The sequence below is a fragment of the Ureibacillus sp. GCM10028918 genome (assembly GCF_042666115.1).
In the GTDB taxonomy this organism is placed as follows: domain Bacteria; phylum Bacillota; class Bacilli; order Bacillales_A; family Planococcaceae; genus Ureibacillus.
Genome location: NZ_JBHTFK010000005.1, coordinates 645,928 through 671,766 on the forward strand (window position 1 = coordinate 645,928; position 25,839 = coordinate 671,766).

The 25,839-nt window shown below is 34.7% G+C and carries 22 protein-coding genes; 4 read left to right on the forward strand and 18 right to left on the reverse strand.

The window, feature by feature from the left end:
- Positions 1–99: 99 nt before the first annotated feature.
- Positions 100–867, reverse strand: a complete 768-nt coding sequence (gene fadH / locus ACFQU5_RS06340; RefSeq protein ID WP_390285866.1) for a 2,4-dienoyl-CoA reductase — start codon at positions 865–867, stop codon at positions 100–102.
- 420 nt (positions 868–1,287) lie between these two features.
- The gene (locus ACFQU5_RS06345) at positions 1,288–1,533 is read right to left on the reverse strand and encodes a hypothetical protein (RefSeq protein ID WP_390285868.1); all 246 of its coding nucleotides are present in this window, start codon (positions 1,531–1,533) and stop codon (positions 1,288–1,290) included.
- A gap of 123 nt (positions 1,534–1,656) precedes the next feature.
- On the opposite strand from ACFQU5_RS06345, the gene ACFQU5_RS06350 reads away from it, so the two are divergent.
- Positions 1,657–2,577, forward strand: a complete 921-nt coding sequence (locus ACFQU5_RS06350) for a nuclease-related domain-containing protein (protein ID WP_390285870.1) — start codon at positions 1,657–1,659, stop codon at positions 2,575–2,577.
- A 101-nt stretch (positions 2,578–2,678) separates the two neighbouring features.
- Here the strand turns inward: ACFQU5_RS06350 and ACFQU5_RS06355 are convergent, their stop codons facing one another.
- The 8 genes from ACFQU5_RS06355 to ACFQU5_RS06390 all read right to left on the reverse strand — a co-directional run bounded on the left by ACFQU5_RS06355 (position 2,679) and on the right by ACFQU5_RS06390 (position 12,624).
- Positions 2,679–4,328 (reverse strand): putative bifunctional diguanylate cyclase/phosphodiesterase, encoded by a 1,650-nt coding sequence (locus ACFQU5_RS06355; RefSeq protein ID WP_390285872.1) that lies wholly within the window; start codon positions 4,326–4,328, stop codon positions 2,679–2,681.
- 242 nt (positions 4,329–4,570) lie between these two features.
- Complete coding sequence (locus ACFQU5_RS06360; protein ID WP_390285874.1) at positions 4,571–6,730, reverse strand: RNA degradosome polyphosphate kinase; 2,160 nt, start codon at positions 6,728–6,730, stop codon at positions 4,571–4,573.
- The gene (locus ACFQU5_RS06365; RefSeq protein ID WP_390285877.1) at positions 6,727–8,271 is read right to left on the reverse strand and encodes a Ppx/GppA phosphatase family protein; all 1,545 of its coding nucleotides are present in this window, start codon (positions 8,269–8,271) and stop codon (positions 6,727–6,729) included. The genes ACFQU5_RS06360 and ACFQU5_RS06365 overlap by 4 nt, the downstream gene beginning before the upstream one ends.
- Positions 8,272–8,499: 228 nt before the next feature.
- Entirely contained in the window at positions 8,500–9,402 is a 903-nt protein-coding gene (locus ACFQU5_RS06370; RefSeq protein ID WP_390285878.1) for a chemotaxis protein, read from the reverse strand.
- 98 nt (positions 9,403–9,500) lie between these two features.
- Positions 9,501–10,820, reverse strand: a complete 1,320-nt coding sequence (locus ACFQU5_RS06375) for an MFS transporter (protein WP_390285879.1) — start codon at positions 10,818–10,820, stop codon at positions 9,501–9,503.
- A gap of 83 nt (positions 10,821–10,903) precedes the next feature.
- Complete coding sequence (locus ACFQU5_RS06380) at positions 10,904–11,776, reverse strand: NAD(P)-dependent oxidoreductase (RefSeq protein WP_390285881.1); 873 nt, start codon at positions 11,774–11,776, stop codon at positions 10,904–10,906.
- Between the two features lie 372 nt (positions 11,777–12,148).
- Entirely contained in the window at positions 12,149–12,343 is a 195-nt protein-coding gene (locus ACFQU5_RS06385) for an aspartyl-phosphate phosphatase Spo0E family protein (protein WP_390285883.1), read from the reverse strand.
- Between the two features lie 92 nt (positions 12,344–12,435).
- Positions 12,436–12,624 carry a hypothetical protein gene (locus ACFQU5_RS06390; RefSeq protein ID WP_390285885.1) on the reverse strand — a complete coding sequence of 63 codons (189 nt, stop codon included), beginning with the start codon at positions 12,622–12,624 and terminating at the stop codon, positions 12,436–12,438.
- Positions 12,625–12,745: 121 nt separating this feature from the next.
- On the opposite strand from ACFQU5_RS06390, the gene ACFQU5_RS06395 reads away from it, so the two are divergent.
- From ACFQU5_RS06395 to ACFQU5_RS06405, 3 genes are all read left to right on the forward strand, one after another.
- A complete protein-coding gene (locus tag ACFQU5_RS06395; RefSeq protein ID WP_390285887.1) occupies positions 12,746–12,937 on the forward strand; it encodes a YkvS family protein in 192 nt (63 codons plus the stop codon).
- A 305-nt stretch (positions 12,938–13,242) separates the two neighbouring features.
- On the forward strand, positions 13,243–13,854 hold the full coding sequence (locus tag ACFQU5_RS06400; protein WP_390285889.1) for a CPBP family intramembrane glutamic endopeptidase: 612 nt from the start codon (positions 13,243–13,245) through the stop codon (positions 13,852–13,854).
- A 75-nt stretch (positions 13,855–13,929) separates the two neighbouring features.
- Positions 13,930–14,622, forward strand: coding sequence for a hypothetical protein (locus ACFQU5_RS06405; RefSeq protein WP_390285891.1), 693 nt, complete (start codon positions 13,930–13,932; stop codon positions 14,620–14,622).
- 59 nt (positions 14,623–14,681) lie between these two features.
- On the opposite strand, the gene ACFQU5_RS06410 is transcribed toward ACFQU5_RS06405, so the two are convergent.
- The 8 genes from ACFQU5_RS06410 to ACFQU5_RS06445 form a co-directional block, all read right to left on the reverse strand.
- Entirely contained in the window at positions 14,682–15,128 is a 447-nt protein-coding gene (locus ACFQU5_RS06410) for a MarR family winged helix-turn-helix transcriptional regulator (RefSeq protein WP_390285893.1), read from the reverse strand.
- An 82-nt stretch (positions 15,129–15,210) separates the two neighbouring features.
- Positions 15,211–16,674: an ATP-binding protein gene (locus ACFQU5_RS06415; RefSeq protein WP_390285895.1), complete on the reverse strand. Its 1,464-nt coding sequence runs from the start codon at positions 16,672–16,674 to the stop codon at positions 15,211–15,213.
- A gap of 539 nt (positions 16,675–17,213) precedes the next feature.
- Entirely contained in the window at positions 17,214–18,563 is a 1,350-nt protein-coding gene (locus ACFQU5_RS06420) for a TrkH family potassium uptake protein (protein ID WP_390285897.1), read from the reverse strand.
- A gap of 258 nt (positions 18,564–18,821) precedes the next feature.
- A complete protein-coding gene (locus ACFQU5_RS06425; RefSeq protein WP_390285899.1) occupies positions 18,822–19,595 on the reverse strand; it encodes a TerC family protein in 774 nt (257 codons plus the stop codon).
- Positions 19,596–20,009: 414 nt separating this feature from the next.
- Positions 20,010–21,092: an SDR family oxidoreductase gene (locus tag ACFQU5_RS06430; protein WP_390286540.1), complete on the reverse strand. Its 1,083-nt coding sequence runs from the start codon at positions 21,090–21,092 to the stop codon at positions 20,010–20,012.
- A gap of 140 nt (positions 21,093–21,232) precedes the next feature.
- A complete protein-coding gene (locus ACFQU5_RS06435) occupies positions 21,233–22,810 on the reverse strand; it encodes a peptide chain release factor 3 (RefSeq protein ID WP_390285901.1) in 1,578 nt (525 codons plus the stop codon).
- 294 nt (positions 22,811–23,104) lie between these two features.
- The gene (locus ACFQU5_RS06440) at positions 23,105–24,574 is read right to left on the reverse strand and encodes a UDP-N-acetylmuramoyl-L-alanyl-D-glutamate--2,6-diaminopimelate ligase (protein ID WP_390285903.1); all 1,470 of its coding nucleotides are present in this window, start codon (positions 24,572–24,574) and stop codon (positions 23,105–23,107) included.
- A 1-nt stretch (position 24,575) separates the two neighbouring features.
- Positions 24,576–25,634: a M42 family metallopeptidase gene (locus tag ACFQU5_RS06445; protein ID WP_390285905.1), complete on the reverse strand. Its 1,059-nt coding sequence runs from the start codon at positions 25,632–25,634 to the stop codon at positions 24,576–24,578.
- Between the last annotated feature and the right edge of the window lie 205 nt (positions 25,635–25,839).

Here is a 25,839-nt window from a genome sequence, read left to right on the forward strand (position 1 = left end):
GTATGCAACTAATACCGTGATGTTTATTCTTTATTGAAATGAATGTCAGGATTTTCTAAATTGACATGACTGTTAATTTATTGGAACTATTATTAATTATTAAAATGGAAATGGATTTAACCATTGTCCTCCATCTAATGTGACACATTCTCCATTCATATAGGAAGCCTTATTGGACATAATAAATGCAGCAAGGTCAGCAATTTCTTCTGGAGTTCCAAGTCTCTTTAAAGGCACCGAATTCACCGTTCGTTTCGCTTGTTCCTCCGATTCCCAGAGCTTCCCGGCCCCGCCCGTTCTTTCGATTGGACCAGGAGCTATTGCATTTACTCGGATTCCATATTTGTGACCCCATTCCACAGCTAAAGTGCGGGTTAATGACAATACCCCAGCTTTTGCAGCCGCAGAATGGACCACACCCGCACCTGCACCCCAAGCGTATGTAGCAACCATATTTAGAATCTTACCCTTAGTTCCATTGTCGATCCAATACTTACCAACTTCAGATGAACAGTAGAATGTTCCATTTAGGACAATATCGATTACCGCTTTCCACCCATTTGGTGAAAGTTTTTCTGCAGCCACAATAAAATTCCCGGCTGCATTATTGACCAAGCCATCTATTTTCCCGAATTTCTCAACAGTAAATTGAACCATGGCTTTCACATGTTCGACATCACGTACATCCATTTGAAATGTTTCAACAGTGCTACCAATTGCTATAATTTCATTCTTCGCATTTTGTAACCGTTCACCATCACGACCAGTAATAACAACATTCGCACCATCTTTGACAAACTGTTTTGCCATAGCCAGTCCCATTCCGCTAGAACCACCTGTAATGATGATCGTCTCATTCTTCAACATGAAAACTCCCCCTACCCCTTTAATGAATGTTCATTCATTTTCATCTTACAATAAATTTACAAAAAAGTCATTCAGTTTTCAGAATTTATTGATAAATGTGGGGTGGGGATTTTTGATTTGGTAGAGTGTGTGTGATAGTTTACCAAGGAAAGGTTTGCGCTCTTGATTGTTTAATTGATTGGTCTTTAGGGGTTTTTTCTCGTGGACAGGTTATACTTCTTTTGTTCTCTTGCTGTCAGCGGTATTTCATCTCGTGGACTGGTATTACCCTTTTTGTTCCTTTGCTGTCCGCGAGATCTCTTCTCGTGGACTGCTGCTACCCTTTTTGTTCCTTTGCTGTCCGCGATATTTCATCTCGTGGACTGGTATTACCCTTTTTGTTCCTTTGCTGTCCGCGACATCTCTTCTCGTGGACTGCTGCTACCCTTTTTGTTCCTTTGCTGTCCGCGATATTTCATCTCGTGGACTGGTATTACCCTTTTTGTTCCTTTGCTGTCCGCGAGATCTCTTCTCGTGGACTGCTGCTACCCTTTTTGTTCCTTTGCTGTCCGCGACATCTCTGCTCGTGGACTGCTGCTTCCCTCTTTGTTCCTTTGCTGTCCACGAGATCGCTTCTCCCAGACTGCTTACTACCATTATCAAGATTTGACCTTGAAAAGACCTCATAAATAAGTCTCACTTACCTAATCTATTAAAGAAGATCCTCCTATCCATGCTAAATTTAATTTTTTAGGTAATAGAAAATTTTATATTTTTCAACTAAATATAGAAAACAAATAGTAAGAAAGGATGACTCTTCTGATATATAAATCGAGGCAAGAACCTTCTTTATTAACTGTCTTAAAAAATCTAAAATCAAGATTCACACTGTCAAAAAATGATGAGCAAAATTATTATAATCTAAAAAAAGGCTATGAAGGAGAACTACAATTTGATGTACTGCTACAAGCAATAACGTGTGACTGTTTAGTTCTAAATGACCTACTATTAAAAGTTAATAATCAAACATTTCAAATAGACTCTTTAATAATATTAAAGAATCGAATTCATCTGTTAGAGATTAAAAATTATTCTGGTGATTTCTATTTTGATTCCAATCGTTTTTTTCAAAAAGACCGATTCGAAATTTCCAATCCCCTAATTCAATTACAACGAACAGAATCCTTGCTTCGCCAATTGTTAACAAAATATAATTTCTCTATCCCAGTGCAATCTTCAGTTATCTTCATAAACCCCGAATTCACATTATACCAAGCTCCTTTAAATATGCCTTTTATTTTTCCAACTCAACTTAACCAATTCATTAAGAATCTAAATTTAGAACAATTAGAGTTAAATGAACAACATAAAAATCTAGCAGAAAAGTTAAAGTCTCTTCATATCTCAAAACATCCCTTACAGCCATTTCCAACTTATAACTATTATCATATACAAAAAGGCATAAAATGTCTGGCATGTGAATCTCTTTCAGTTAGAACAACTAATCATGGATTAGAAGTTGTTTGTGAACATTGTGGAAAGAAAGAAGTACTTGAATCCGCAATTTTACGTACAATAAGAGAGTTCCAATTTCTATTCCCTGAAGAAAAAATAACAACTACTAAAATGTATGAATGGCTTAACATCGAAATCTCTCAAAAAACCATAGGTAGGATTCTCAAAAAGAACTTTAAGAAAATTGGTACAAACCGGTGGATTTATTACGAATAGATACCTATATACCTATATCAACTACCTTTGCAACATAATACCTGCTCCCCAAAACAAAAAAACCAACAAATTCTATTGTCCATAAAATTTGTTGGCATGTACTATTTGACTAGGTATTTTTCTACAATTTCTTCAACCGGCAGAGGTTTATTATAGAGGTAGCCCTGGCCTTTTTTGCATTGATGAAGTTTGAGGAAATTTTCTTGCGAGATTTCTTCTACCCCTTCAGCGATAACGTCCATCTCTAAATTTTGAGAGAGCGTGATGATTGCTTTTACAATCGCTTCATTTTTGTCGTCCTTGTTTAAATCTGCAATAAAGGATTGATCTATTTTGATAATATCAATTGGATATTTCTTTAGATAACTTAATGAAGAGTAGCCTGTCCCAAAATCATCAACAGATACATATACACCTAGTGCTTTCAAATTTTTTAATATGCTTTCGGTTTCATGCACGTTCACCATTGAACTTTCGGTGATTTCCAATTCAATATACTTTGGTTCGACATTGTATTTTAAGATTACTCGTTTTACCTTTTCAGCAAAGTTTTCTTGTTTGAATTGTTTCGGTGAGATGTTAACCGCAATACGAACCGGTCTGTATCCTTTTGCCTTCCATTCCTGCTGATACTTGCAAACCTGCTCTAATACCCATTCCCCAATTTGGATAATTTGCCCTGACGATTCAGCAATAGGAATAAATTGAGAAGGAGGCACGAAACCAAACTTTGGATTATTCCATCTAATCAACGCTTCAAAACTATCAATCTCATATGTATCAAAATCTATTTGCGGCTGTAAATGCAGGGACAGTTCCTCCAGGTCTATAGCTCTTCTTAAATGAGCTTCCATTAACACTTCATTCTGGAATGTATGACTCATTTCCTCGCGATAATATCTAAAGTGGGCACGCCCATGTTTTTTCACATAAAAAAGCGCTTGTTCAGCTTGATGCAATAATGTTTCCAAATCTCGCCCCTGATCAGAAGATATAGTTGAAACTCCTATCGAGCAAGTGACAAAATATTCATGAACATCAATCAAAAAAGGCTCCTTTAACTGATCATAAATCTTGTTTACAATTAGCTCTACCTCTTCACGAAGTGTATGACGAACTAAAAACACAAACTCGTCTCCACTATAATGATAAAGTTCACATGATTCACTGCTGACTTGATTAAAGCGGTCACTTATTTGCTTAATCATTTCGTCGGCTCTTTGCTTTCCTAGAGATTCATTGTATTTTTTAAAGCGATCCAAATCTACTAATAACAATGAAATATTCCGAGAATCATTATAGTGCTGATAATGCTCCGACCATTTAATATTTAAAGCCCTTTTATTTAATAGGCCAGTATTTTCGTTTTGAAAAGTATACAGGCTATGAGGGTTCTTTTCTTCATTTACTTCTTTCATAATTAATGCATAGTATTGTTCTGTGTTTTTCGCAATAGGTTGAATATAAAGAAATAATTGCTTGTTATGATTAATGGAAATAAATTCGACTTCTTCCTTTGGACTTTGGAGAACCTCCAGCAACTCTCCCCAATCTAGCCATTGAAAAAAGACACTTGCATCCATTCCTTTCATATAAGGAACAGGGGAAATAATTGAGGCATTTGAATTTATCATTTCTACAGTAAACTCTCTTCCATTCTGCCTTTTTAATATGGCAACAGAATCAAATGGGTTTAGTTTCATCATATCTTGCAAGAAGTTTTCAAACTCTATCGTTGGAAAAGTAATCATTTTAATCCCCCATTGGCTACATGACGTGATGCAAATAAATAATATATAGTTATATTATAACACTATATTTCGTTATGTATTGATATTTCATTCAAATTTTAGGACATATGTATAACTATACCAACTTTACTGTAAAAACTTTCGCTCAAACATGAGTATTTACCTATACAAAAACATCTCCCACCAGAATAGGCGGGAGACAACATTTTATGAAAATAAATTCTCATTTTAATATGATTATATTATTCTTCTACTACTACTGTACTCATCGCTTCAAGTAAAAACTGTTCTTGTGAATCCAATCTAATATCTGAATTGTTTACTACTTTATAATGATATTTGCCTGTTGAATCTTGAATACGGGCTTTAACAGTATCCGCTAATTGTGTCATCAAAATATCCATTAATCTTTGCTTTATGTCATTAGAATAAAGAGGGAATAATATTTCAACACGCTTGACCATGTTGCGTGTCATTAAATCCGCTGAAGATAAATAGATATTATTTTCACCATTATGGTGGAACCAATAGATTCTTGTGTGCTCCAGGAAGCGACCAACAATGCTTGTTACTGTAATGTTTTCACTTATCCCCTTAATTCCTGGGCGCAAACAACAAATCCCACGAATGACAAGTTCAACTTTGACACCATTTATGGATGCTTCATAAAACTTCATAATAAGCTCTTTATCTGTTAAGGAATTCATTTTTGCACGGATAAATCCATTTCCATACTTTTTATGGCAACGAATTTCTTCATCTATTAATTCAACAAACTCATCCCGAATATCAAAGGGTGCGACAACAAGATGATGGAATTTTGGTTTTTCTGTATATCCACTTAAATAATTAAAGAAGTTTGTTGCATCAATACCAAATTCCTTTACAGACGTAATAATCCCCATATCTGTGTAAATCTTGGCAGTGGCGTCATTATAATTTCCTGTTCCTAGGTGAACGAAACGTTCAATCTTTCCATTATTTTGGCGAACAACAAGTGTTATTTTAGAATGTGTTTTTAAATTATTCATGCCATAAATGACCAGGCATCCAGCTTGCTCTAATTCCTTCGCCCAGTAGACATTATTTTCTTCATCGAAACGGGCTTTAAGTTCAACTAAGACCGTTACCTGCTTCCCATTTTCAGCAGCTTGTTTTAAAGCATTGATGATTGGTGAATTGCCGCTAACACGATACAAGGTTTGTTTTATCGCTAAAACTGATGGGTCAGAAGCGGCTTCCGCAACAAAATCAACGATTGGCTCAAAGGATTCATAAGGGTGGTGGAAAAAGATATCCTGTGACAACGCCTTTTCAAAAATGTTTTCATGTGAAGCTAAATCTTTTGGGGGAAGCGGTATGAAGCTTTCATACTCTAAATGCTCACGCCCGACAGAGATTTTTTTCACAAAACTAAATAGAAATGTTAGATCAAGTGGACCACCGATTTTAAATACATCCGATTCTTGAATCTCAAATTCTTCCAATAAGTAATCAAGGACCTCATCGCTAATTTCGCCGTCACGTACCTCTAAACGGCTACCAACGCCCCATTTTCGCTTTTTCAGCTCTTTTTCAATTTCTACAAGTAAGTCTCGTGCACCTTCTTCGTGAATCGTTAAATCTGCATTTCGTGTTAAGCGGAAAGCCTGAATAGATTTCACGTTGTATCCATAGAAAAGTTTGTCAATATGAGAAGTGATGACATCTTCCAATAAAACGAAAACCTTTTCTCCCTTATCACTAGGCACTTCTATATAACGGTGTAAAACGGAAGGGACCTGTACAATTGCTACTTTTTCGCTATGCTCACTGTACATATTTTCTTCGAGCATCACCAGTAAGTTTAGTGTCTTTCCAATCAATGTCGGGAATGGGCGATAGGCATCCACAGCTACAGGCGTTAATACTGGGAAGATGGTCTCTTCAAACAATTCATTTACAAATTGTTTTTGATTTTCATTTAATGCTTTGAATTTACGAACATACACTTTCTCTTGTGGTAATAATTCATATACGAGATAACGAAATACATCCATTTGTCTACGAACAAGAGCTTGTGTCTTTTGTGCAATTTCTGCCAGTTGTTCTTTTGGCGTTAATCCTGACTTATTCTCAGGTTTATGAAAACCTGCCCTTACTTGGTCCTGTAATCCAGCCACACGTACCATAAAAAATTCATCTAAATTCGAGCTGAAAATAGCTAAGAACTTCAACCGTTCAAGTAATGGATTAGCCTCATCTTCCGCCTCTTCCAATACGCGTTCATTAAATGCTAACCAGCTCAGCTCACGGTTATTGTAATATTGTGGTTTAGCGATTTCTTCCAAGATCGTGTCATAATCAAGTAATTCTTCATTATCTTTGTCTCCATAAGAGTCTAATTTAATTCCGGTAGTCATTTCTTTTCACCCTTTTTATAAAAATGAATTTGAACTGTATGTTTAAATAAGCGTTCAATATGCTTTTTTTGACGTTCGCTTTGATAGATTTCGGCCATTGGCAGATGCTGTGCCTCCAAGATTACATGAATGACATCATCTACTTTTTTTAATTCTATAGATTCCACAATGTTCCGTTTAGAAACATTTAAAGAATAAATAAATTTCAGCATAGCTCCGTAATCTCTTAACAGTTTTAACTCTTCTCTTGAAATCCATGTAATAAAACGAGCTGAAAATCTTCTGAAATAATCCTTATTTTTATAAGATGCGAGTAGTGCAAGTTTCACACGCTCTACATGATTCATACCTGCAATGGATTGGTTCGCAAGCAAATAAAATGTATGCTGACTAGAAGAATCCTGTTCAATGTACTCACCTATCGCAAATACTCCAGCAGCTCTTTTCACTAATTTCAGGTGCTTTTCGTTGTATTCGATTAAGCCTAAACGGCAGCATTCCTTGTAAAATTGTTCTGTAATTAATCGCAAGAATGCACTCTCGTTTTCTGAGCGACCATATTCAAAGGTAATCCGTCTAGCATACTCCTCAAATACATTGTACTTATCAAAAGCACTAATATTACTTTGAAGTACTCGATTATATATTAATCCTTCACGCAAGCCCTTTTTACTTATTTGAAACACCCTAGCATTGACAAAAGCAGTCAATTCTCTGAATACTTCTATAGCAATTCCAATTATGTCCGCTCGATCGGATGAAAGCCCGTCCAAATGTTTCAACTGTTCAAAAGTTAAGTTTTCTAAATAGTTACTTAGCCTCGTTAACTCGTCGTTTTTAATTTCATATTGATGAACCCCAGATATAGGGTAATCTACTAGCTGCTGGTGAATTTGGGCAATGTTTCGTGCACTTCCACCGATTCCAATGATTGGTAGGCCAATTTGCCCAATCCAATCTAGCTTTTTAAATTGCTGTCTTACATATTGTTGTAATAATTCTTTTTCTTCCTTACTAATTACTTCCCCAGAAACGAACATTTCTTTCAAGGAGACAGTACCAAAAGGAAAACTAATCGTTTTTTGCAGCTTCTTATCCTCAAATAAAGTAATTTCTGTTGAGCCACCACCAATATCTATCGTGACAGCAGATTTTGTATCCATCGAATGTGCAACAGCAACGAATCCAAAATAAGCTTCCTCTTCTTCGGTCAATAAATCAATGAGAATTCCAGTTTCTTTTTCCATGCGCTCAATAATTGTTAGATTATTCTTGGCTTGACGAATTGCAGCAGTAGCAGTTGCTTTAATATCAGTCACCTTGTAATCATCAATAATCTTTTTAAATGAACTTAATGTCTCGGCTAACAAGCAAATTCCCTCTTCAGACATTTCACCATTTGCCTGGAGGTATGTTCGTAATCTTGCTACTGTTTTAATATTTCCGAATTCTCTCAACCCTTCAAGTCTATTATATTTATAAAGTACTAGCCGAATTGTATTTGAACCGATATCGATAATAGCCGTTTTTAAGTTTTCCATATTTTCTATAGTAACCACTTCTCTCTTTTAAATTTCATATGAAAGGTACACTCCCTTATACCCTAAAGAATGGTTAAATAATTCCACCTTTAAACACGAGAAGATAAAAGAACACGATCGATTAACCATGAAGGTATCCGACCGTGTTCTAAATTTAAAATCAATTCGCCATGGAAGAGCCTTACTAAATAAAAATATAAGTTTGATGGATACCCTAAAATATACTTCCTATAAAATTAATTCATCTACTTTTAGAATTAGTTCCGCGATTTCAGGTTTGCTAATTTGCTCTTCAGCACCCACAACTTCACCTTTATGTCGAAGATCATCTGTAATTAAGCTAGAGAAAATGATGACCGGAAGTTTTGCTAATGAAGGATTCGATTTTATTTTTTTCGTAAAATGATGCCCATCCATTTGCGGCATCTCTATATCTGTCACCACTAACTGTACATGTTCTTCAATATTGCTGCCTGTACGAAGAAGTGATTCTAAATAGTTATAAGCATCATGTCCATTCTCAAAAAATTCTAAGTTAACATAGCCTGCCTCATGCATCGTATCGTGCAATAATTTTCTAAGGAGTGGAGAATCTTCTGCAATAATAATTTTCTTATCAGAACGCTCACGTTTCCCTAACTTTTTGACAGAATCTACGTTAATACCAGAGTCTGGGTTGATATCTACCATAATTTTTTCAAAATCCAATAATAAGAGCATCGTGTCCTGTTGTTTAATGACTCCAATTACCTGGCTTGAACCGCCTTGGTACATATCAGAAGGCTTTTCAATCTCATTCCAAGAAATTCGATGAATCTGAGTCACATTATCTACATGGAAAACAACCTTCTGTTTATTAAATTCAGCAACAATATATTTTTGTTGAGAACTAAATGCAGCATTCGAAATTCCTAACACTTTTAGCATATTGACAACTGGCAAAACTTCACCACGAAGTTGTACAATTCCTTCAACATGGTGATGTGCATGTGGAATAAAAGTAACTGGAATTGGTTGAATTATTTCTTTAACTTTTATTACATTAATACCGAATTTATTATTAGCAACTTCAAATTCGACAATTTCAAGTTCATTTGTTCCACTTTCTAGTAAAATACCTTTATGCTCCAAGTCACTCTTTCCTTTCCCGACTAAAATGTATAGATTTTAGCAACTTTTGATACAATTTTTTCTAAGTAAATTGTAACATAGGGTCAGGTTTTCTCCTATCATCTATTTTTCATAGGTTTTACTTGCAGATGTATAATAAGTCCAATTATTGTAAGAATAATTAATGATCCTAAGGCAACTCTACTTGCTATTGTTCCATAGTCTTTAAGTAATAATGTAACTGTACCATAAATAGCAGGCCCAATAATTGATGACACCTTTCCTGAAAATGCAAACAAGCCGAAAAATTGTCCTCGTTTCTCTTCAGGTGATAATTCAATAATTAACGTTCTAGAGGTTACCCACATAGAACCAAGGGATACACCAAACAAACTTCCTGCAATCCAGAACATCCATTGGGCTGTTGCAAAAACAGCGATGAAGAGCGCAATGATCATAATAAAAGCTACAATAGTAACAGAGCGTTTAGCTCCTATCGATTTTGCAACATATCCGAAAATCATTGACCCAATTACAGTAGATATTGTACTAACTAGGTATAGTACAATAAACTGACCTGATGTAAAACCAACAATCGCAGTAGCGTAAACCGCCATCATAGCGATTGTTGTCGCAATTGCATCATTTAAGAAAAAGTAGGCAATCATAAAAGTAAAAATGGCTTTATACTTTTTCATTTCCTTAAAGGTTTGAATTATCTCCTTATAGCCTTCAAAGAATTTTATTTTTTTCCTTTGTTCCTTAGGGACCGGCTTATCCTTCATAAAGAAAAATAGCGGCAATGAAAAGATTAAATAAAGAATTGCTGTTGGGATAAATGCACGGTGGAAATCTCCATCACTAACAAGCAAATAAACAAGCAAACCGCAAATGGTTCCTAAATACCCCACTGCCACGCCAAAGCCAGAAATTAGAGGCATCTCTTCTTTTGTTCCCAGGTCTCCCATCATCGAATCGTAAAATACTAAACTCGAATTAAAGAAAAATTTTGCAATAACAAAACTTACAACTACTAAAAATAAACTGAGAGGAACACCCGAAAAATGTACGTTAAAATCTAAACTGCCAAAAACCCCCATCATAAATGTAAAGAAAATTGATATAGAAGCAAACCAAACGATAAAACGCTTTTTATAACCTGTATTATCAATCCACACGCCAAATAGTGGAGAAAAGAGTACTAAGAAGAAACTTGCTACAGCATTTGCATATGAAATAAATGTACTTGCTACCTGTTGTCTAACTTCATCGGTCCCTAATATTTCGTCCATATAAAAAGGGAAAAAAACTGTATTGATATTAGATGAAAAAATAGTGTTGGCAAAATCGTAAAACGCCCATGAAATAATGGGTAGTGATAGATATAAGGCAAGTGGACCTCTTGTATTCGAGTTTTTGTTACTGAATGTTTTTCCCAAAGTGTTCGCTCCTATAAATTATTTTCAATTATTAACTAGATAAACAAACATAAGATTTAGGTCAAACGGATTAAAGTAAAAAATTAATCTATATAATATTTAATCAAGGTTTGTGTTCCTTTATCCCCATAACCTTTTTCTAAAAGAGTGTTATAAAGCTCTTTAGACAGTTTGACACCAGGAAGATCTAAGTTCATTTTTTCCGCTTCTTCAATGGCAATTTTCATATCTTTAATAAAATGCTTCAAATAAAATCCAGGTTCTAAATCCCCTTTAATCATGCGAGGCCCTAAATTGCTCAATGACCATGAACCAGCAGCTCCAGTGGAAATGGATTGAAGTACCTTCTCGATATCTAATCCAGCCTTTAATGCATAAGATATCGATTCACATACGCCGATCATATTAGTTGCAATAAGTAATTGATTGCACATTTTCGTATGTTGCCCTGAACCTGCTTCCCCTTGGTACACTATATTCTCACCAAAGATTTGTAGAATCGGTAATAACTCTTCAAACACAGCTTTTTCTCCACCAACCATAATAGAGAGTGTGCCATTTTGAGCCCCAATATCACCACCTGATACTGGTGCATCAACTGATGCAATTCCTTTTTGTTTTGCAACTTCATATATTTTTTTGGCTAGAGTTGGTTCAGATGTTGTCATATCTACGACAATCGATCCTTCTTTTGCAGATTGCAAAATGCCATTTTCGCCGAGATAGACCTCTTCAACGTCTGTCGGGAAACCAACCATAGTAAAAATGATATCGTGTTCACTTGCAGCTTCTTTTGGGGTCTCTGCCCAATTTGCACCAAGATCAATTAAATCTCTAGCCTTCGCCTTCGTACGTGAATAGACGGTTACTTGGTACTTAGCTTTTAATAAATGCTTAACAATACTTGCTCCCATAACCCCAGTTCCGATAAAAGCAATTTTTTTTGTATCTATCATTATAACAACCCTTTCCTGTTCCAATTATTCGAAGATAAGTTATCTACTCTACTTATCCAAGTAGGTAGAACTTTTACTCATCGCGATCAATTTACGTTAAGTCAAGTTTTCTAATAGTTTACCAAATATTTTCTGATTGTTGATAATAAATAGTAAATAATTACATAAATTTAACACAAAAGATGGCATATCTAAATAAAAACAGGACATCCCCTTTTCAAACTACCCTTGGAATTTTGAAATTAAGACAAAAAAAAGAGAGCAGAAGACAAATGCTTCTGCTCTAAAAGGGGGAAATGAGAATGTTGCTGTGTTCATAAATAATATATCCTCATTTATTACTTTTTAAACAATTTATACAAAAGTTTTTTTCTAAATATAATTGCACTCATTATTTTTCTCTAATTGTTCGTTTTCATTTGCATATTTAACTTCAAATTCATTAATTAAATGATCTAATTCTTTACTTATACGAATGGTTTCTGGGTTTTGAAGACCATACTCTATCCCACTTTGAATCATTAACTGCCTCTTTTTCTCAAGTTCTTTTAAAAGGTCCTTCGCCACTAAACTCCTCCTAAAAAAATGATGCTTTTATTATAATATTTTCATTAGAAATTAGGATAAAAATCGCTTGACAAAATTCAACAATTTTATTTTTAACTTCTAGGGACCTTTAAAAACGTGAATGTAACATCTCCTCCCTGTTGTGCTTCCCCACGAAAATATTTAAACATTTCATCCTCTACAAGAAGTCTGCGAAATTGTAGAAATTCTTCTTTTGGGATTTCGATACTTTCTACCTCTCCGTTTTTAAGTTGTTCAATCATCTTTTGATAGCTTTCCATTAAAATCACCTTCTATTGTAAATTTTTAGTTAAAATTAATTAAAAATTCTAAATATCTCTTTACTTTTTTTAGTTTTTCATGCAAAATTTCTTAATATTAATCGATAAGGAGCTGACTCTTATGAAAATAGCAGAGGTTGGAAATATTGTCGAGTTTAAAGAAGGTTTACAAGGAGTAGTTGAAAAAGTAAATGAAAACTCTGTCATTGTAGACTTAACGATCATGGATAATTTTCATGATCTGGATATGGAAGAAAAAACAGTTATCAATCATAAACGCTATAAGATATTAAACCACCCAAATGAACATTGATTCTATTTAAATTATGTCACAGTCTTTTATATTCCTAGATTACCAGGGATAAGCTCGATAAATTCTTAACTAGAATTAAGGCATGCCTCCCTGGAGGGCAATAGATTCATGATAATTACAATTTTATCCATAATAAAATTAGCAATATCCTATGAATAATTGAACTCAATTGTATAGAAGGCAAATACTTTTGCTCCAATGCAGGTAAGCAAATTTTAGACAAAAATAAAAATTTCCTTTTCATTTGTTAATAGATGATAGGAGATTTTTTTTTTGATAAGATGTTAAGGAGGAGGTCTTTAATTATGGAAAAATCTAAACAATTTGCCGGGCTCCTTCTTTCTTTAATTTTTATTTATGTAATGTTGTATATTACTTTTGAAGAAATTAAAATCTTCTGGTACCTATACACCTTTACCCTTCTAGTAGGAATTGCGGTCGCCATTATATATGGTAAATTTAAAGATGAAGTACCAACATGGCAATATTTACTGTTTGGTATTGGTTACGGGACAATTTTATACGGAATTGTCCGACTTGGCGATTTTCTTATCACAAAACTAAATGGTACTACTGAAAAAACAATTACAAGTTTTTTAGAAACTTATGGACCAAATAATATTTGGCATTATTTATTGTTAATTTTTATTATCGTCATAGGTGAAGAATTATTCTGGCGTGGTTATGTACAGCAATATTTAAAAAAATGGGTGTCTCCTAAAGCAGCTGTCTTAATTACCAGTATCTTATTTGCACTATCAGTAGCGATTAGTGGTTTCTGGCTCGGAGTCTTAATGGCTTTTATTGCCGGACTAGTTTGGGGATTCCTATATGAATGGAAAAAAAGTTTGCCATTGATTATTGTCTCTCATGTGGTATTTATTTTACTATTATTTATGATATTACCAATTCGTTAAAATAGTAGTAAGGCTAGAAATATTTGTGGAACATTTATATGTAAAAAACGTTTAATATATTAAGGGGGCTAAAATATGTCAAAATCTCTTACGTTTATCATAACTTTATTTTTATCGATTACACTTTTAGCAGCATGTAGCACAGCAGAAGAGTCAACAGAAACAGATAGTGAAACTGGTACTGCACATACTGAAGGTAAAGAAGTGAATGAATCTGTGGATACAGATGAACCATCTACTGATGAGGGCCAAAACGAAGAACCATCTACAGAAGATGGACAAAAGGAAGAGCCATCGACAGATGAAACAAATTCCAGTTCATCAATTACATTCTCTTCTAAAGGAGAGAGTAAAACTGAAGAACTTACTGCAGTTTCAAGTGAGCAGTATTCAATACAGGTAATTCCTGGCTTCAGTCTTACTCCTGAAGAGCCTGGAAAAGAAGTGTTGTCTTATGATGAAGATGATTCAAATAACATGCGAATTGAAGCCTTGACAATAAATGATACGTCTTTTGAGGACTTAGTAGTTAACACTGAAGAAACAATGACTGCAATAAGTAAAGACTATGAAGAATATGATATTTCTGCATTTATAGAAAACTATGATTTATCAAACGCAACAGCGTATATTGCTAACCTCGGTAGCGAAGAAGTCATAGCGGTAGTTTTTGAAAAAGCAGACAAAATCGTTCGTTTAACAATTTTTGATCACGAAAACGTAGATTTGTCTGAGGCAATGATTAAAATGGGATTAACGATTGAATAGTCCTACTATTATCGTATTGTAAAAAACTAAAGGAGTTGCCTCATATGAGACAACTCCTTTTAGTATGACAAATCTTTAATGGAAAGTCCTAATTTCTTTAACAGCTCAATTGCCGTATCCTTTTCTTCAGGCGTTAAAACACTTAATAGCTCATGCAAATTTACTTCGTGTTCCGGAAATAACTTTTTCATAAATTCTGCACCTGATTCTGTTATCTCCGCAAATGTGACGCGTCGATCTGAAGGACATGAGACCCGATCTAAATATCCTCTTTTTTCCAGCTTATCTATAACATACGTAATGGATCCGCTAGCGAGTAAGATTTTATTTCCAATTTGTTGAAGCGGTTGGCGACCTTTATGATAGAGTAACTCTAGTACCGCAAATTCTGTCGGATTTAAACCGTGCTGTTGAAAAAATTGATTCGTCACTTCATTTATTGCCTTATTTGCTCTAGACAGGACAATATACAATTTAAGCGATTGCTTAATTTCATTAGAAGACATGACAAAACATCCTTTTTATCATTATATAATGAATTATAGCGATAAAAAGAAACTTTTGTCAAAATACTCATCTTTATTTCACTCAAACAACTGGTAATCTGTTTAGTGATTTATAATCTATCCACATTTCAATACTGTTATGACCATCACGACTTAAATATTGGCCATCATAAACTGGTAATGAAATCTTAAAGGTTGTCCCTAACCCCAATGTACTCTCAACATTAATAGAACCTTTATGCTCTTCTACTACTTTTTTCACTAATGCTAGTCCTAGACCTGTTCCAGTTGACTTCGTCGTAAAAAATGGTGTGAATAACTGATCCATTTCAATATCTGATAAACCTCTACCTTCATCAATTATAGAGACTTCTACACCCTCGTTATGATTTTCAACTTTAATCATTATGACTCCACCATTACACATTACTTCAATAGCATTTTTAATCAAGTTTATAAGCATTTGCTTTAACCGGTTATGGTTCCCCATAATAATTGGATAGTCATTACAATCAACCAGTTTCAGCAAAATATTATGTTTCAATGCATGAGGGGTCATTAATTCGGTAACCTCGTTCACTACTTGTATAATTGATGTTTCCTCATAACTTCTTTCAATTGGCTTAGATAAGTACAATAATTCGGTTAAAATCGATTCCATTCTTTGCAATTCAGAGTCCATAACAGATAGATAATTCAGGTTATCAACGCTAGAATAATTTAGTTTTAATAATTCAATAAACCCTTTTAAAGATGTCATTGGATTAAGAACTTCATGGGCAATAGTTGCTGCCATTTGACCAATTGAATTTAAGGATTCTTGTTGATTAACTTGTTGTTTTAATAAAATCTTCTCTGTTTCATCTGTAATTGTTGTAACAATTAAATTCATATTATAGTTAAATTTACTATCCATCCTATAATAATTAATCTGTCCATTTTCACCTACATTCGACACACATATAGATGCACGCCCAGTATTCATTATATCTGCAAAATATTGTAGTTTAGTATATTCGTAGTCTGTTAGTGAATCAAACAGCATTTCATGTTGTTTTTTGATAATATTACTTTTTTCGCATTGGATATATTGTAATGCTATTGTATTTGCATCAACAATCTCTCCACTCAAATTAGTTAGTATAATACCATGAGAGATATCATTAAACATGGAATAGATGTCAACATTGCTGCTTTCTAGGATAGATCCTGTATCAGAGGTCGGTGAAATTCTTACAAAAATTAAGTCTTTTTTTTCATGATAATAACCCATCAACTTAAACTCTTTAAATTGATTTTCATCTATCATGAGATTTAGATTACAAAAACCACCTAAATTACTTTTGATTTTTTCTAGATAGTTGCTCCATCTAGACTTTGAAGACTCGTCCATTTGTAATTGTTGTCCTGATGTTTGATCTATATTTAGCATTTGCGCTGCAAAGTCATTAACTGACTCAATTTGACAGGAGGTATTTAATATTAGTACTGGATCTTTAACGGTTTGAAACAATTTCCTAAAAATAGGTCGAACAGTTTTCACCATTTACCTCTCACCAATCCTTTCCCCTTGGAAAAAATACTCTCTTCCTCGCAACTGTTTATAATCTATTCTATTAATAAATTTATCTATTTATGACTTTGTAATTAAAATTATACTAAATATTCAAAATATATTTTCAATACAAATTATTTCATAGATTTTTTTTTTAATAAATGGGTATATGACATCATTTTTATCGTTTTTAAATTTAAATTATATTATTTTTCTGTATTATTTAGTATTTTTAAGAGTTCTATAAGCTGTTAGTACTAAGTCAAATGACACCATTATTCTAAAAATAAAATAACATTATAAGCTCATTCGACCTATCAAATCCCTTTATTTTCAAGTCACTTTTATTAATGGTTAGTTATTTTTAAAATATAGATTAACTATTTACATAGAATTTACATTATTTAGTACCTAATACTAATTTATCTAATTTCACTGAAAATTGCACGTTAAAAATCTGTAAATTCCAACTTCTTTTGATATTCCTATAAAAAAAGGTCCCATATGGTTATATGAGACCCTCTGGAAAATTATCCAATTATCACTCGTTCTTTTGGATAGCGATATGGCGGTTTATCTACTCTTCCACCAAGTGTATATAAAAATGAGATTAATCCGACCCGACCGATAAACATAAGAATCATCATTACGAATTTTCCTTCTGTCGACAAATGTTCTGTAATACCTAAGGACATTCCAGCTGTTCCGAAGGCAGAAGTAATTTCAAAGATAATTTGGGTAGTTGTCGCAGCTGGCTCTGTTATTAATAGAATCATCGTAGAAATCATGACCATGAAGAAAGCTAAAATAATGACAACATAGGATCTGAAAATATCAATTAGATAAATTTCCCGCCCGTACAATTGTATTTCTGTTCGACCATTGGCAAAATTATATAAAAACAAAATGGCAAGTGCAAAGGTGGTTGTACGAATCCCTCCGCCGACTGAACTTGGCGAAGCACCTATAAACATTAAGAAACTTAAGAAAATGTCGGTTGCTTCACTAAATAATGTCACATCAAAAGTGGTTAACCCACCTGAACGAGCAGAAATAGAATGAAACATGGCAGTAAACAATTTTTCATGCCATTCCATGCCTCGTAGAGAATGAAAGGACTCAATTAATAAAATGACTAAAGTGCCTACTACAAATAATAAACCATAAGTTACGGTTGTAATTTTTGTAAATAGACTAAAGCGGAATGTTTCTTCTTTACGAAATATAAACTTTTTTAATTCGATTAATACCGGGAAACCAATTGCCCCCAACACGATTAAAATCATGACAACAAATTGTAAAAAATAATCTGTATGGTAAGGTATTAGACTATTGCCAGTAATATCAAACCCACCATTTGTTGTTGCTGAAATAGAAGCGAAAATTCCGTGTTTCATTGCTTCTTCCCACGTATCAAAATATTGAATGAAATGAATCGATAGAATGATTGCACCGATTGCCTCAATGATAAAGAGTATCTTTACAATTTCCTTCAATAAATGTACAACACCGGATAAATTGTATTGATTATGATCAATCATGATTAACTGTCTTTCACGCATCCCAATTCTTTTTCCTAAAATAATCCACAGAAATGTCCCTAAAGACATAATCCCGATTGCCCCAAGCTGTAATATAACGAGTAATACGATCAGGCCAAATGAAGTCAGAGTTTCCGATATATCGAAGACCGTTAAACCTGTTACGCTAACAGCACTGACAGCTGTAAATAATGTATCGACAAGAGATACTTCAACTCCTTCTTTATAGACAGCTGGAATTCTCAGTAATAGGAAGGAGGTAGCAATTGCAAAGAAATAATAACTTACAAGAAGCTGAAATGGTGTAATTGTTCTTGTTTTTTTCGGATTATGGGCCACTTGTTTCGCCTCTTTTACTTATTGTTCTAGTTCTACAAGTATAATGGAAATCGGGTATAATGTGAACCTTCAATCATTTGGTTTCTGTAGTACCCTCTAATTGTTAGTTTAAAACGGATTATGATATATTTAACGTTAATTTATCCATCTATCTCCTGTGTAACTAGATTCTTCAGTTGTAGTTTGGCTTAAAACAACCATTTCATCCGAACAAAAAGAAAGAGGAACAGTTTACACTGTTCCCCTACTTTTATTATGTTATTCTTGTGCTTCTTGTTTTTTCTTTTTCGAAACTCCCAAGAACCATCCACCAAGTGCAATAAGAAGTAATACAATCCAGAAAGTTATTTTCCATGTTGCTGAATGCGGGAACTCATGCGGAAGGATAGCAACCTTATCATGAGAAAGTGTTAATACAGCTAATTTCACACCTACCCAACCAACAATTAAAAAGGCTGCAGTTTCTAAGTCTGGGTAATCGTGTAAAATTTTTACGAACCATTGAGCTGCGAAACGCATTAGAATCAGACCAACAACCCCACCGAAGAACATAACACCGAATTGTCCAGCATTAATACCACCAATATCGAAATTACCCACTTCAGGTAATGTCACAGCAATTGCAACAGCAGCTAACATAGAGTCTACTGCGAATGCGATGTCTGCCATTTCAACTTTAGCAACAGTTGCCCAGAAGCCTTTTCCTTTTTTATTGTGTTCTTCCACGCCGTCGTCTTCTTCATCTTCTTTCTTAAATTTCTGTTCATAAATGTTTTTAATTGAGATGAATAACAAGTAAGCTGCACCGATTGCTTGGATTTGCCAATAGTTTACCAATACCGTGATTAAGAACAGTGCTGCAAAACGGAAGATAAACGCTCCAAATAACCCATAAAATAAAGCTTTTTTCTGTTGCTCTTGAGGTAAGTGTTTAACCATTACAGCCATAACAACAGCATTATCAGCAGCAAGTAGTCCTTCTAAGACAATCAGTACAAGCAATACCCAAGCATACTCTAAAAATATTTCCACTACATCTTCCTCCTCAACATTTGTTTACCCACTTGAAGGGTTTTTTATGAGAAAAATTAGCTTATCCTGAAACTACATTTTGATAAGCTCGTTTTACTCATGCAGTTTGAAATAATTATTGCTTTCCTAACTGCAAGTAAATAAATTTCACTGAATAACCATTTCAGGGCAAAAAGAAAAGACCCATGCCTAATAAATAGGCAAAGGTCTTGCTAAGCAATTGGAATGATTCCAAATAATGTTGAAATCGATTAATCATCTGCTTTCACACCCGATGGTTCCCACCATGTAATGACGACTGTGAAGTAAGTATTTTTCAATACTTATAAGCTACTCCCCTTTGACAATAGTCAAATGGTTATTCAGTTATTATTCAAATTAATTATAACATAGTTTATAGTAAAAGCAATGATATTATTTTATTTTAATATGAAAGCTGCCATTATCTTTATTTTTCTTATAATACTGGACCATTGAAGGCATCGTGGCTATAAAGTCGGGACATTGAATTTTTCCATTTAATATGTCCTGTGCCTGGGTACAATCAAAAGTTGCATTCCACTTAAGATAATCCATTGTTTCAATTTCCACACCCAATATTTTCCGTACGGATGGAATTTGCAACACTATTCGTGCTAATGAAAATGGTATCCTTCCTTTTGGATATTTACCGGTCATTTCTTTTACCATCGATCTGTATACTTCCAGTACTGGGTGTGGATTAGGGTCAGTCAAGTGTAGCGTTTTTCCTTTAGCAGCTGGTGAGGTACAGAGAAATGTACAAGACTCAATAATATAATCCACAGGAACAACATTTATAGTAGCAGTAGTTTTTCCGATATACGGAATATAAGGGAGTACTTTTAAAGTATCAATCATATTCAAGAAAAAATATGGCCCATCAAACTTAATTGTTTCCCCTGTTTCTGATGACCCGCGTACTATCCCTGGTCGAACTATGGTTAAAGGAACTTGTGATTTAATATTTTCCACTAGAAGTTCCGCCTCGAATTTTGTTTCTTCATAAAAATTTTTAAATTGCGGTGGTCTTATCAACTCTGTTTCTAGCAAGTTTCCTACTCTCGTTCCAGCCACATAAGCAGTACTAAAATACATATAGCGTTTTAAATTAGGTAAGGATAAAACAAAATCATTCACCGTGGAAGTTCCATGAACATTTACAGTCCACGCTACTTCTCTTGGAACAGCTAAATCATATATTGCTGCCAGGTGCCAGAATACTTCAATCTTAGATAATATGTTGGAGCAAGATTCTTCTTTTATTCCTAAATTAGCTAAGGTAATATCTCCTTCAATTATTTTAATCTCTCGTCCAGGATATTCATGCAATATTTCGGTAATTTCCTTTTGTGCTTTCTCTAACTCCGTTTGCAAAACTAGTACAGCAACATTACTCGTTACTTCTTTTTTAAAGACATTCCTTATTAATTGACTCGTAATGAAGCCAGGAAATCCTGTAAAAAAATGAATCCCCATCATTTCTCACCCATCCCCTATAGTGTTACTCTATCAATTTTTTCCATTTTACCATTGCATTAGGCAAAGTAAAATTTGTCGCTTTTGAATAGTAGCAAATACTAAAAAGAACGCCATAAAAAATGACGTTCTGAAAGTTTTTATAATAAGCTGTAAAGTTTAATGTCTTCGTTTTTCTCAGAGAACCAGCGCATAGCAAACTCATTTTCAAATAAGAAGACCAGGTTATCGAAGCGGTCTTTTACAAGCATTGAGCGGGTCGAATGCATGGATTCTTTAACCTCTTCTTCATTTTCAATCCAGCGGGCGATTTTTGAACCGATAGGCTGCATTTGCACCTCAACATTATATTCATTTTTCATACGGTGCTCGAACACTTCAAATTGTAATTGTCCAACAGCCCCAAGAATTACTTCTTCCGTATGGAGAGTTTTGTAATATTGAATTGCCCCTTCTTGCACTAATTGTAAAATCCCTTTGTGGAATTGCTTTGATTTCATTACATTTTTTGCGGTAACACGGACAAAAAGCTCTGGCGTAAATTGAGGTAGTTTTTCAAATTGGAATGTTTTCTTTCCACCTACAATTGTATCTCCAATTTGGTATGTTCCTGTATCATAAAGACCAATAATATCTCCAGCAACTGCCTCATCCACAGTTTCACGATCATCTGCCAGGAACTGAGTAGATTGCGTTACTTTAAATGATTTATTCGTACGTGAAAGCGTGATATTCATGCCACGCTCAAATTTACCTGAAACGATTCGAACGAATGCAATTCTGTCGCGGTGAGCTGGATTCATGTTTGCTTGAATTTTGAATATGAAACCAGAAAGTTCATTATGTTCTACTGGATCAATAAATTGCTCATCCTCTGTTAAACGAGGTTGTGGTGTAGGTGCAAATTGTAGATACGTTTCAAGGAATGTTTGCACACCAAAATTCGTTAAGGCAGATCCGAAGAATACCGGAGTTAACTCACCACGTCGGATTTTTTCCTCAGAAAAGTCATTCCCCGCTTCGTTCAATAACATAATATCATCCATTGCTTGTGTATAGTAAGAAGTCACTTTCATTGGATGGTCGACCGCTAGCTCTCCGTCATCATCAATCGGCAAAAAGCGATTTGATTCATCTGTTCTGAATTGTTCAATTCGTTTATTATAGCGATCATAAATACCTAGAAACTCTTTCCCCATTCCGATTGGCCAGTTCATCGGATAAGCATTGATCCCTAGTACCTCTTCTAATTCTTCAATTAACTCAAGAGGTTCTTTCCCTTGACGATCTAGTTTATTGATAAAAGTGAAAATTGGAATACCTCGTAGACGACAAACTTTAAATAATTTTAATGTTTGTGCCTCAATCCCTTTTGCAGCGTCGATTACCATTACTGCACTGTCTACTGCCATCAAAGTTCGGTACGTATCTTCCGAGAAATCTTGGTGACCAGGTGTATCTAGGATATTCACTCGGTTCCCAAGGTAGTCAAATTGCATCACCGAGGATGTAACAGAAATCCCACGTTGTTTTTCAATGTCCATCCAGTCTGATGTTGCAAATTTACCTGATTTTTTTCCCTTTACTGTACCAGCGTCACGGATGGCACCACCGAATAATAATAATTTCTCTGTTATCGTTGTTTTACCAGCATCCGGGTGAGAGATAATGGCAAAGGTGCGACGTGATAATATGTCGTGTTCTAATTTTGAAGTCATTCTTTTTCTCCTTTTTTATAAACCCAAGCTATAAGGAAAATCAAGTTTATCGCCAATAGGATGACAACTTGCTCTTTTCCCTATATCGATTTCATTATAAGTACATATCAGTATAATAAAAGATTATCCGTAAGTAGTACAACCATTTTTCCTCTAACCTACTACTTATACTGCTGAAAAAATTCTTATTTGTCTCCAATTATTCGGACGCTTCCGAATAAATTTTAATGGCTGCCCAGTAAACGATTGCTTACCGAACAGCCCAATAAATAAATTTCATTGTACTTTTGCATTTTATACGAACTTTAATCTTCCTGCTTCGATTGCAATTTCAGCATCACTATGAGGATATTTTGTATTCTCAATAATTTGGTAATCTTCATGACCTTTACCAGCAAAGATAATGATATCTCCTGGTTCCGCAATGGATACGGCATGACGAACTGCTTCTGCTCGATCGCCAATGCAAGCATAGTTTTGGTGAGTCATTCCTTTAGCTAGATCACCTGTAATACTTTCATACTCTTCATAGCGTGGGTCATCCGTTGTAAGTACTACATAGTCCGCTCGAGAGGCTTCTTTGGCCATAGCTGGACGTTTTGATTTATCTCGATTTCCACCTGTTCCAAATAAGAATATCAGTTTGTTTTCTGCCTTTTTATAAGGCAAGGCCGCTGTAATTGCCTTCTCAATGGCATCCGGTGTGTGTGCATAATCAATAAAAATTTGTAAAGGTAAATCTGTGTTAACACGTTCCATTCGTCCGCGTACTGGCGCTAGATCCTCAATTTGTTCAATAATTTCTTCAATTGAGTATCCTCTAGCATAGAAAACCGCAGTAGCTGCCAACACATTATATACATTAAATTCGCCAAGTAAATGCATGGTTACTGGGAATTTCCCCTCAGGTGTAAGCATATCAAAGGTTGTTAAGCCGTCTTCATAATTACAATTTTCCGCTTTGAAAATCGCGTCATTTTTTAAACCGTATGTCCAAACTGGATATGAAGTCATGTTTTCGTATTTTTCCGACCATGGATCATCTGCATTTAATACAACATACTTGTTTTTAGTAAAATCCTGACCCATTTGAGAGAACAATAACCCTTTGGCATTTCCATACTCTTCCATCGTTCCATGGAAATCTAAATGATCATGAGTTAAATTTGTAAATACCGCAACGTCGTAATCTACCCCTGCTAATCTTCCTAAAGCTAAACCATGCGAGGATACCTCCATGACCATTGCTCTGCAGCCTTCCATTTTCGCACGGAAAATCATTTGCTGAGTACTTAACACATCATTTGTCGTATTAGCTGTTTCATATAGCACACCATTTAATTCAAAACCAATCGTTCCTGACAGGGCAGACCTTTCACCCATTCCAACTAGGATATGGTGAATAATACCAGATACACTCGTCTTTCCATTCGTCCCTGTTACACCAATCATCATCAAATCGTTCGACGGATATTCAAAAAATTTGGATGCTATTAATCCTAATGCACGTTCTGTATTTTTTACAATTACTTGCGCAACGTCACCTTCCAGCGAAAGCTCACGTTCAGATACAATGACTGTTGCTCCAGCATCGACTGCTTTTTGTGCAAAATTATGTCCATCAACTGTCTCACCTTTAATACATACAAATAAACTTTTCGGCTGAACACTTCTTGAATCAATCGAAACATCTTTGACAGTATTTGGCAGATGTCCAGTTATTTCCTTTAATGGGATGACACTTAATAATTCCTCTGTATACATATTAATCCTCCGAATCCATTCGTGAAATTACGTAAGTGTATAACAATTGTGCTGTTGCTCTCAGTGAATCTACATGTGTCCGTTCATATGCATGAGAAGCCTCAATGCCAGGACCAAATAATGCATGCTTTATATCGAAGCCTGCACGAATTGCAGCAGAAGCATCAGAGCCATAATTAGGATAAATATCAAGCTTATAGTCAATAGCATTAGATTTCGCTAACTCGACTAAATGTCTTGTTAACTCATAATGATAAGGTCCACTCGAATCCTTTGCACAAATTGAGACCGTGTATTCATCAGAGCTTTGACCATCCCCGATTGCTCCCATATCAACTGCGATATATTCTACTACTTGTTCCGGAATGTTAGAATTTCCTCCGTAGCCAATCTCTTCGTTATTAGAAATATAAAAATGTGTTGTGTAAGGCAATTTAATATCGTTTTCTTTAATGTATTGAACTAATTGCAAGAGTAGTGCAGTACTAGCTTTATCGTCTAAATGTCTCGACTTAACAAACCCTGATTCTGTTAATTCAAAACGTGGATCAAAGGAAACAAAATCCCCTACTTCAACACCAAAAGAGCGTACATCTTCAGCATTAAAGCATTTTTCATCGATTCGTACTTCGATATGATTTTCATCTCTTTTAATCGCATCTGGATTTTGGTAAACATGGACCGTAGTTTCATGGAGAAGAATGGTACCACGAATCTTTTTCCCTTGTGCAGTGTGGATTGTACAATACTCACCCTCAACTGCATTCCATTTAAATCCGCCAACCATCGTTAATTTTAATCGCCCATTTGCCTTTACTTCTTTCACCATTGCGCCCAGTGTATCTGTATGTGCCGTCAATAGACGGTGAGCACTTGTATTGTCCCCTTCAATCGTAGCAATAATGGCACCTTTATTTGTTTTTTTATATTCAATACCTAGATTATGTAAATGATTCCCTATAAATTGCATAATTGTTTTGGTATAGCCTGATGGACTGGGAATATTTACTAATTGACCCAATAAATCAATTGTGCGTTTTTCATCAAATACATTATTCACTAAAAAGCCCCCTCAATTCCCGTAACTTCTAAATAAACTTAATGATATCAAAATTCACCAAAAATCGACAACCTTCTTAAGTATGTATTTTCAAAAATCTTATTTCAAAGTAGACCCGCTCATTTCTGATAATAATTGTATACAATATTATACCACTTCTATTGCATTCCAATAATAAGGAAATTATAGATTTTTTGAAAAACAC

What these genes read in the sequence shown, in the direction of transcription:
- fadH (WP_390285866.1), bottom strand. Translation starts at nt 867, where the DNA reads ATGTTGAAGAATGAGACGATCATCATTACAGGTGGTTCTAGCGGAATG.
- ACFQU5_RS06345 (WP_390285868.1), bottom strand. Translation starts at nt 1,533, where the DNA reads ATGAGGTCTTTTCAAGGTCAAATCTTGATAATGGTAGTAAGCAGTCTG.
- ACFQU5_RS06350 (WP_390285870.1), top strand. Translation starts at nt 1,657, where the DNA reads ATGACTCTTCTGATATATAAATCGAGGCAAGAACCTTCTTTATTAACT.
- ACFQU5_RS06355 (WP_390285872.1), bottom strand. Translation starts at nt 4,328, where the DNA reads ATGATTACTTTTCCAACGATAGAGTTTGAAAACTTCTTGCAAGATATG.
- ACFQU5_RS06360 (WP_390285874.1), bottom strand. Translation starts at nt 6,730, where the DNA reads ATGACTACCGGAATTAAATTAGACTCTTATGGAGACAAAGATAATGAA.
- ACFQU5_RS06365 (WP_390285877.1), bottom strand. Translation starts at nt 8,271, where the DNA reads ATGGAAAACTTAAAAACGGCTATTATCGATATCGGTTCAAATACAATT.
- ACFQU5_RS06380 (WP_390285881.1), bottom strand. Translation starts at nt 11,776, where the DNA reads ATGATAGATACAAAAAAAATTGCTTTTATCGGAACTGGGGTTATGGGA.
- ACFQU5_RS06390 (WP_390285885.1), bottom strand. Translation starts at nt 12,624, where the DNA reads ATGGAAAGCTATCAAAAGATGATTGAACAACTTAAAAACGGAGAGGTA.
- ACFQU5_RS06395 (WP_390285887.1), top strand. Translation starts at nt 12,746, where the DNA reads ATGAAAATAGCAGAGGTTGGAAATATTGTCGAGTTTAAAGAAGGTTTA.
- ACFQU5_RS06400 (WP_390285889.1), top strand. Translation starts at nt 13,243, where the DNA reads ATGGAAAAATCTAAACAATTTGCCGGGCTCCTTCTTTCTTTAATTTTT.
- ACFQU5_RS06405 (WP_390285891.1), top strand. Translation starts at nt 13,930, where the DNA reads ATGTCAAAATCTCTTACGTTTATCATAACTTTATTTTTATCGATTACA.
- ACFQU5_RS06410 (WP_390285893.1), bottom strand. Translation starts at nt 15,128, where the DNA reads ATGTCTTCTAATGAAATTAAGCAATCGCTTAAATTGTATATTGTCCTG.
- ACFQU5_RS06415 (WP_390285895.1), bottom strand. Translation starts at nt 16,674, where the DNA reads ATGGTGAAAACTGTTCGACCTATTTTTAGGAAATTGTTTCAAACCGTT.
- ACFQU5_RS06430 (WP_390286540.1), bottom strand. Translation starts at nt 21,092, where the DNA reads ATGGGGATTCATTTTTTTACAGGATTTCCTGGCTTCATTACGAGTCAA.
- ACFQU5_RS06435 (WP_390285901.1), bottom strand. Translation starts at nt 22,810, where the DNA reads ATGACTTCAAAATTAGAACACGACATATTATCACGTCGCACCTTTGCC.
- ACFQU5_RS06440 (WP_390285903.1), bottom strand. Translation starts at nt 24,574, where the DNA reads ATGTATACAGAGGAATTATTAAGTGTCATCCCATTAAAGGAAATAACT.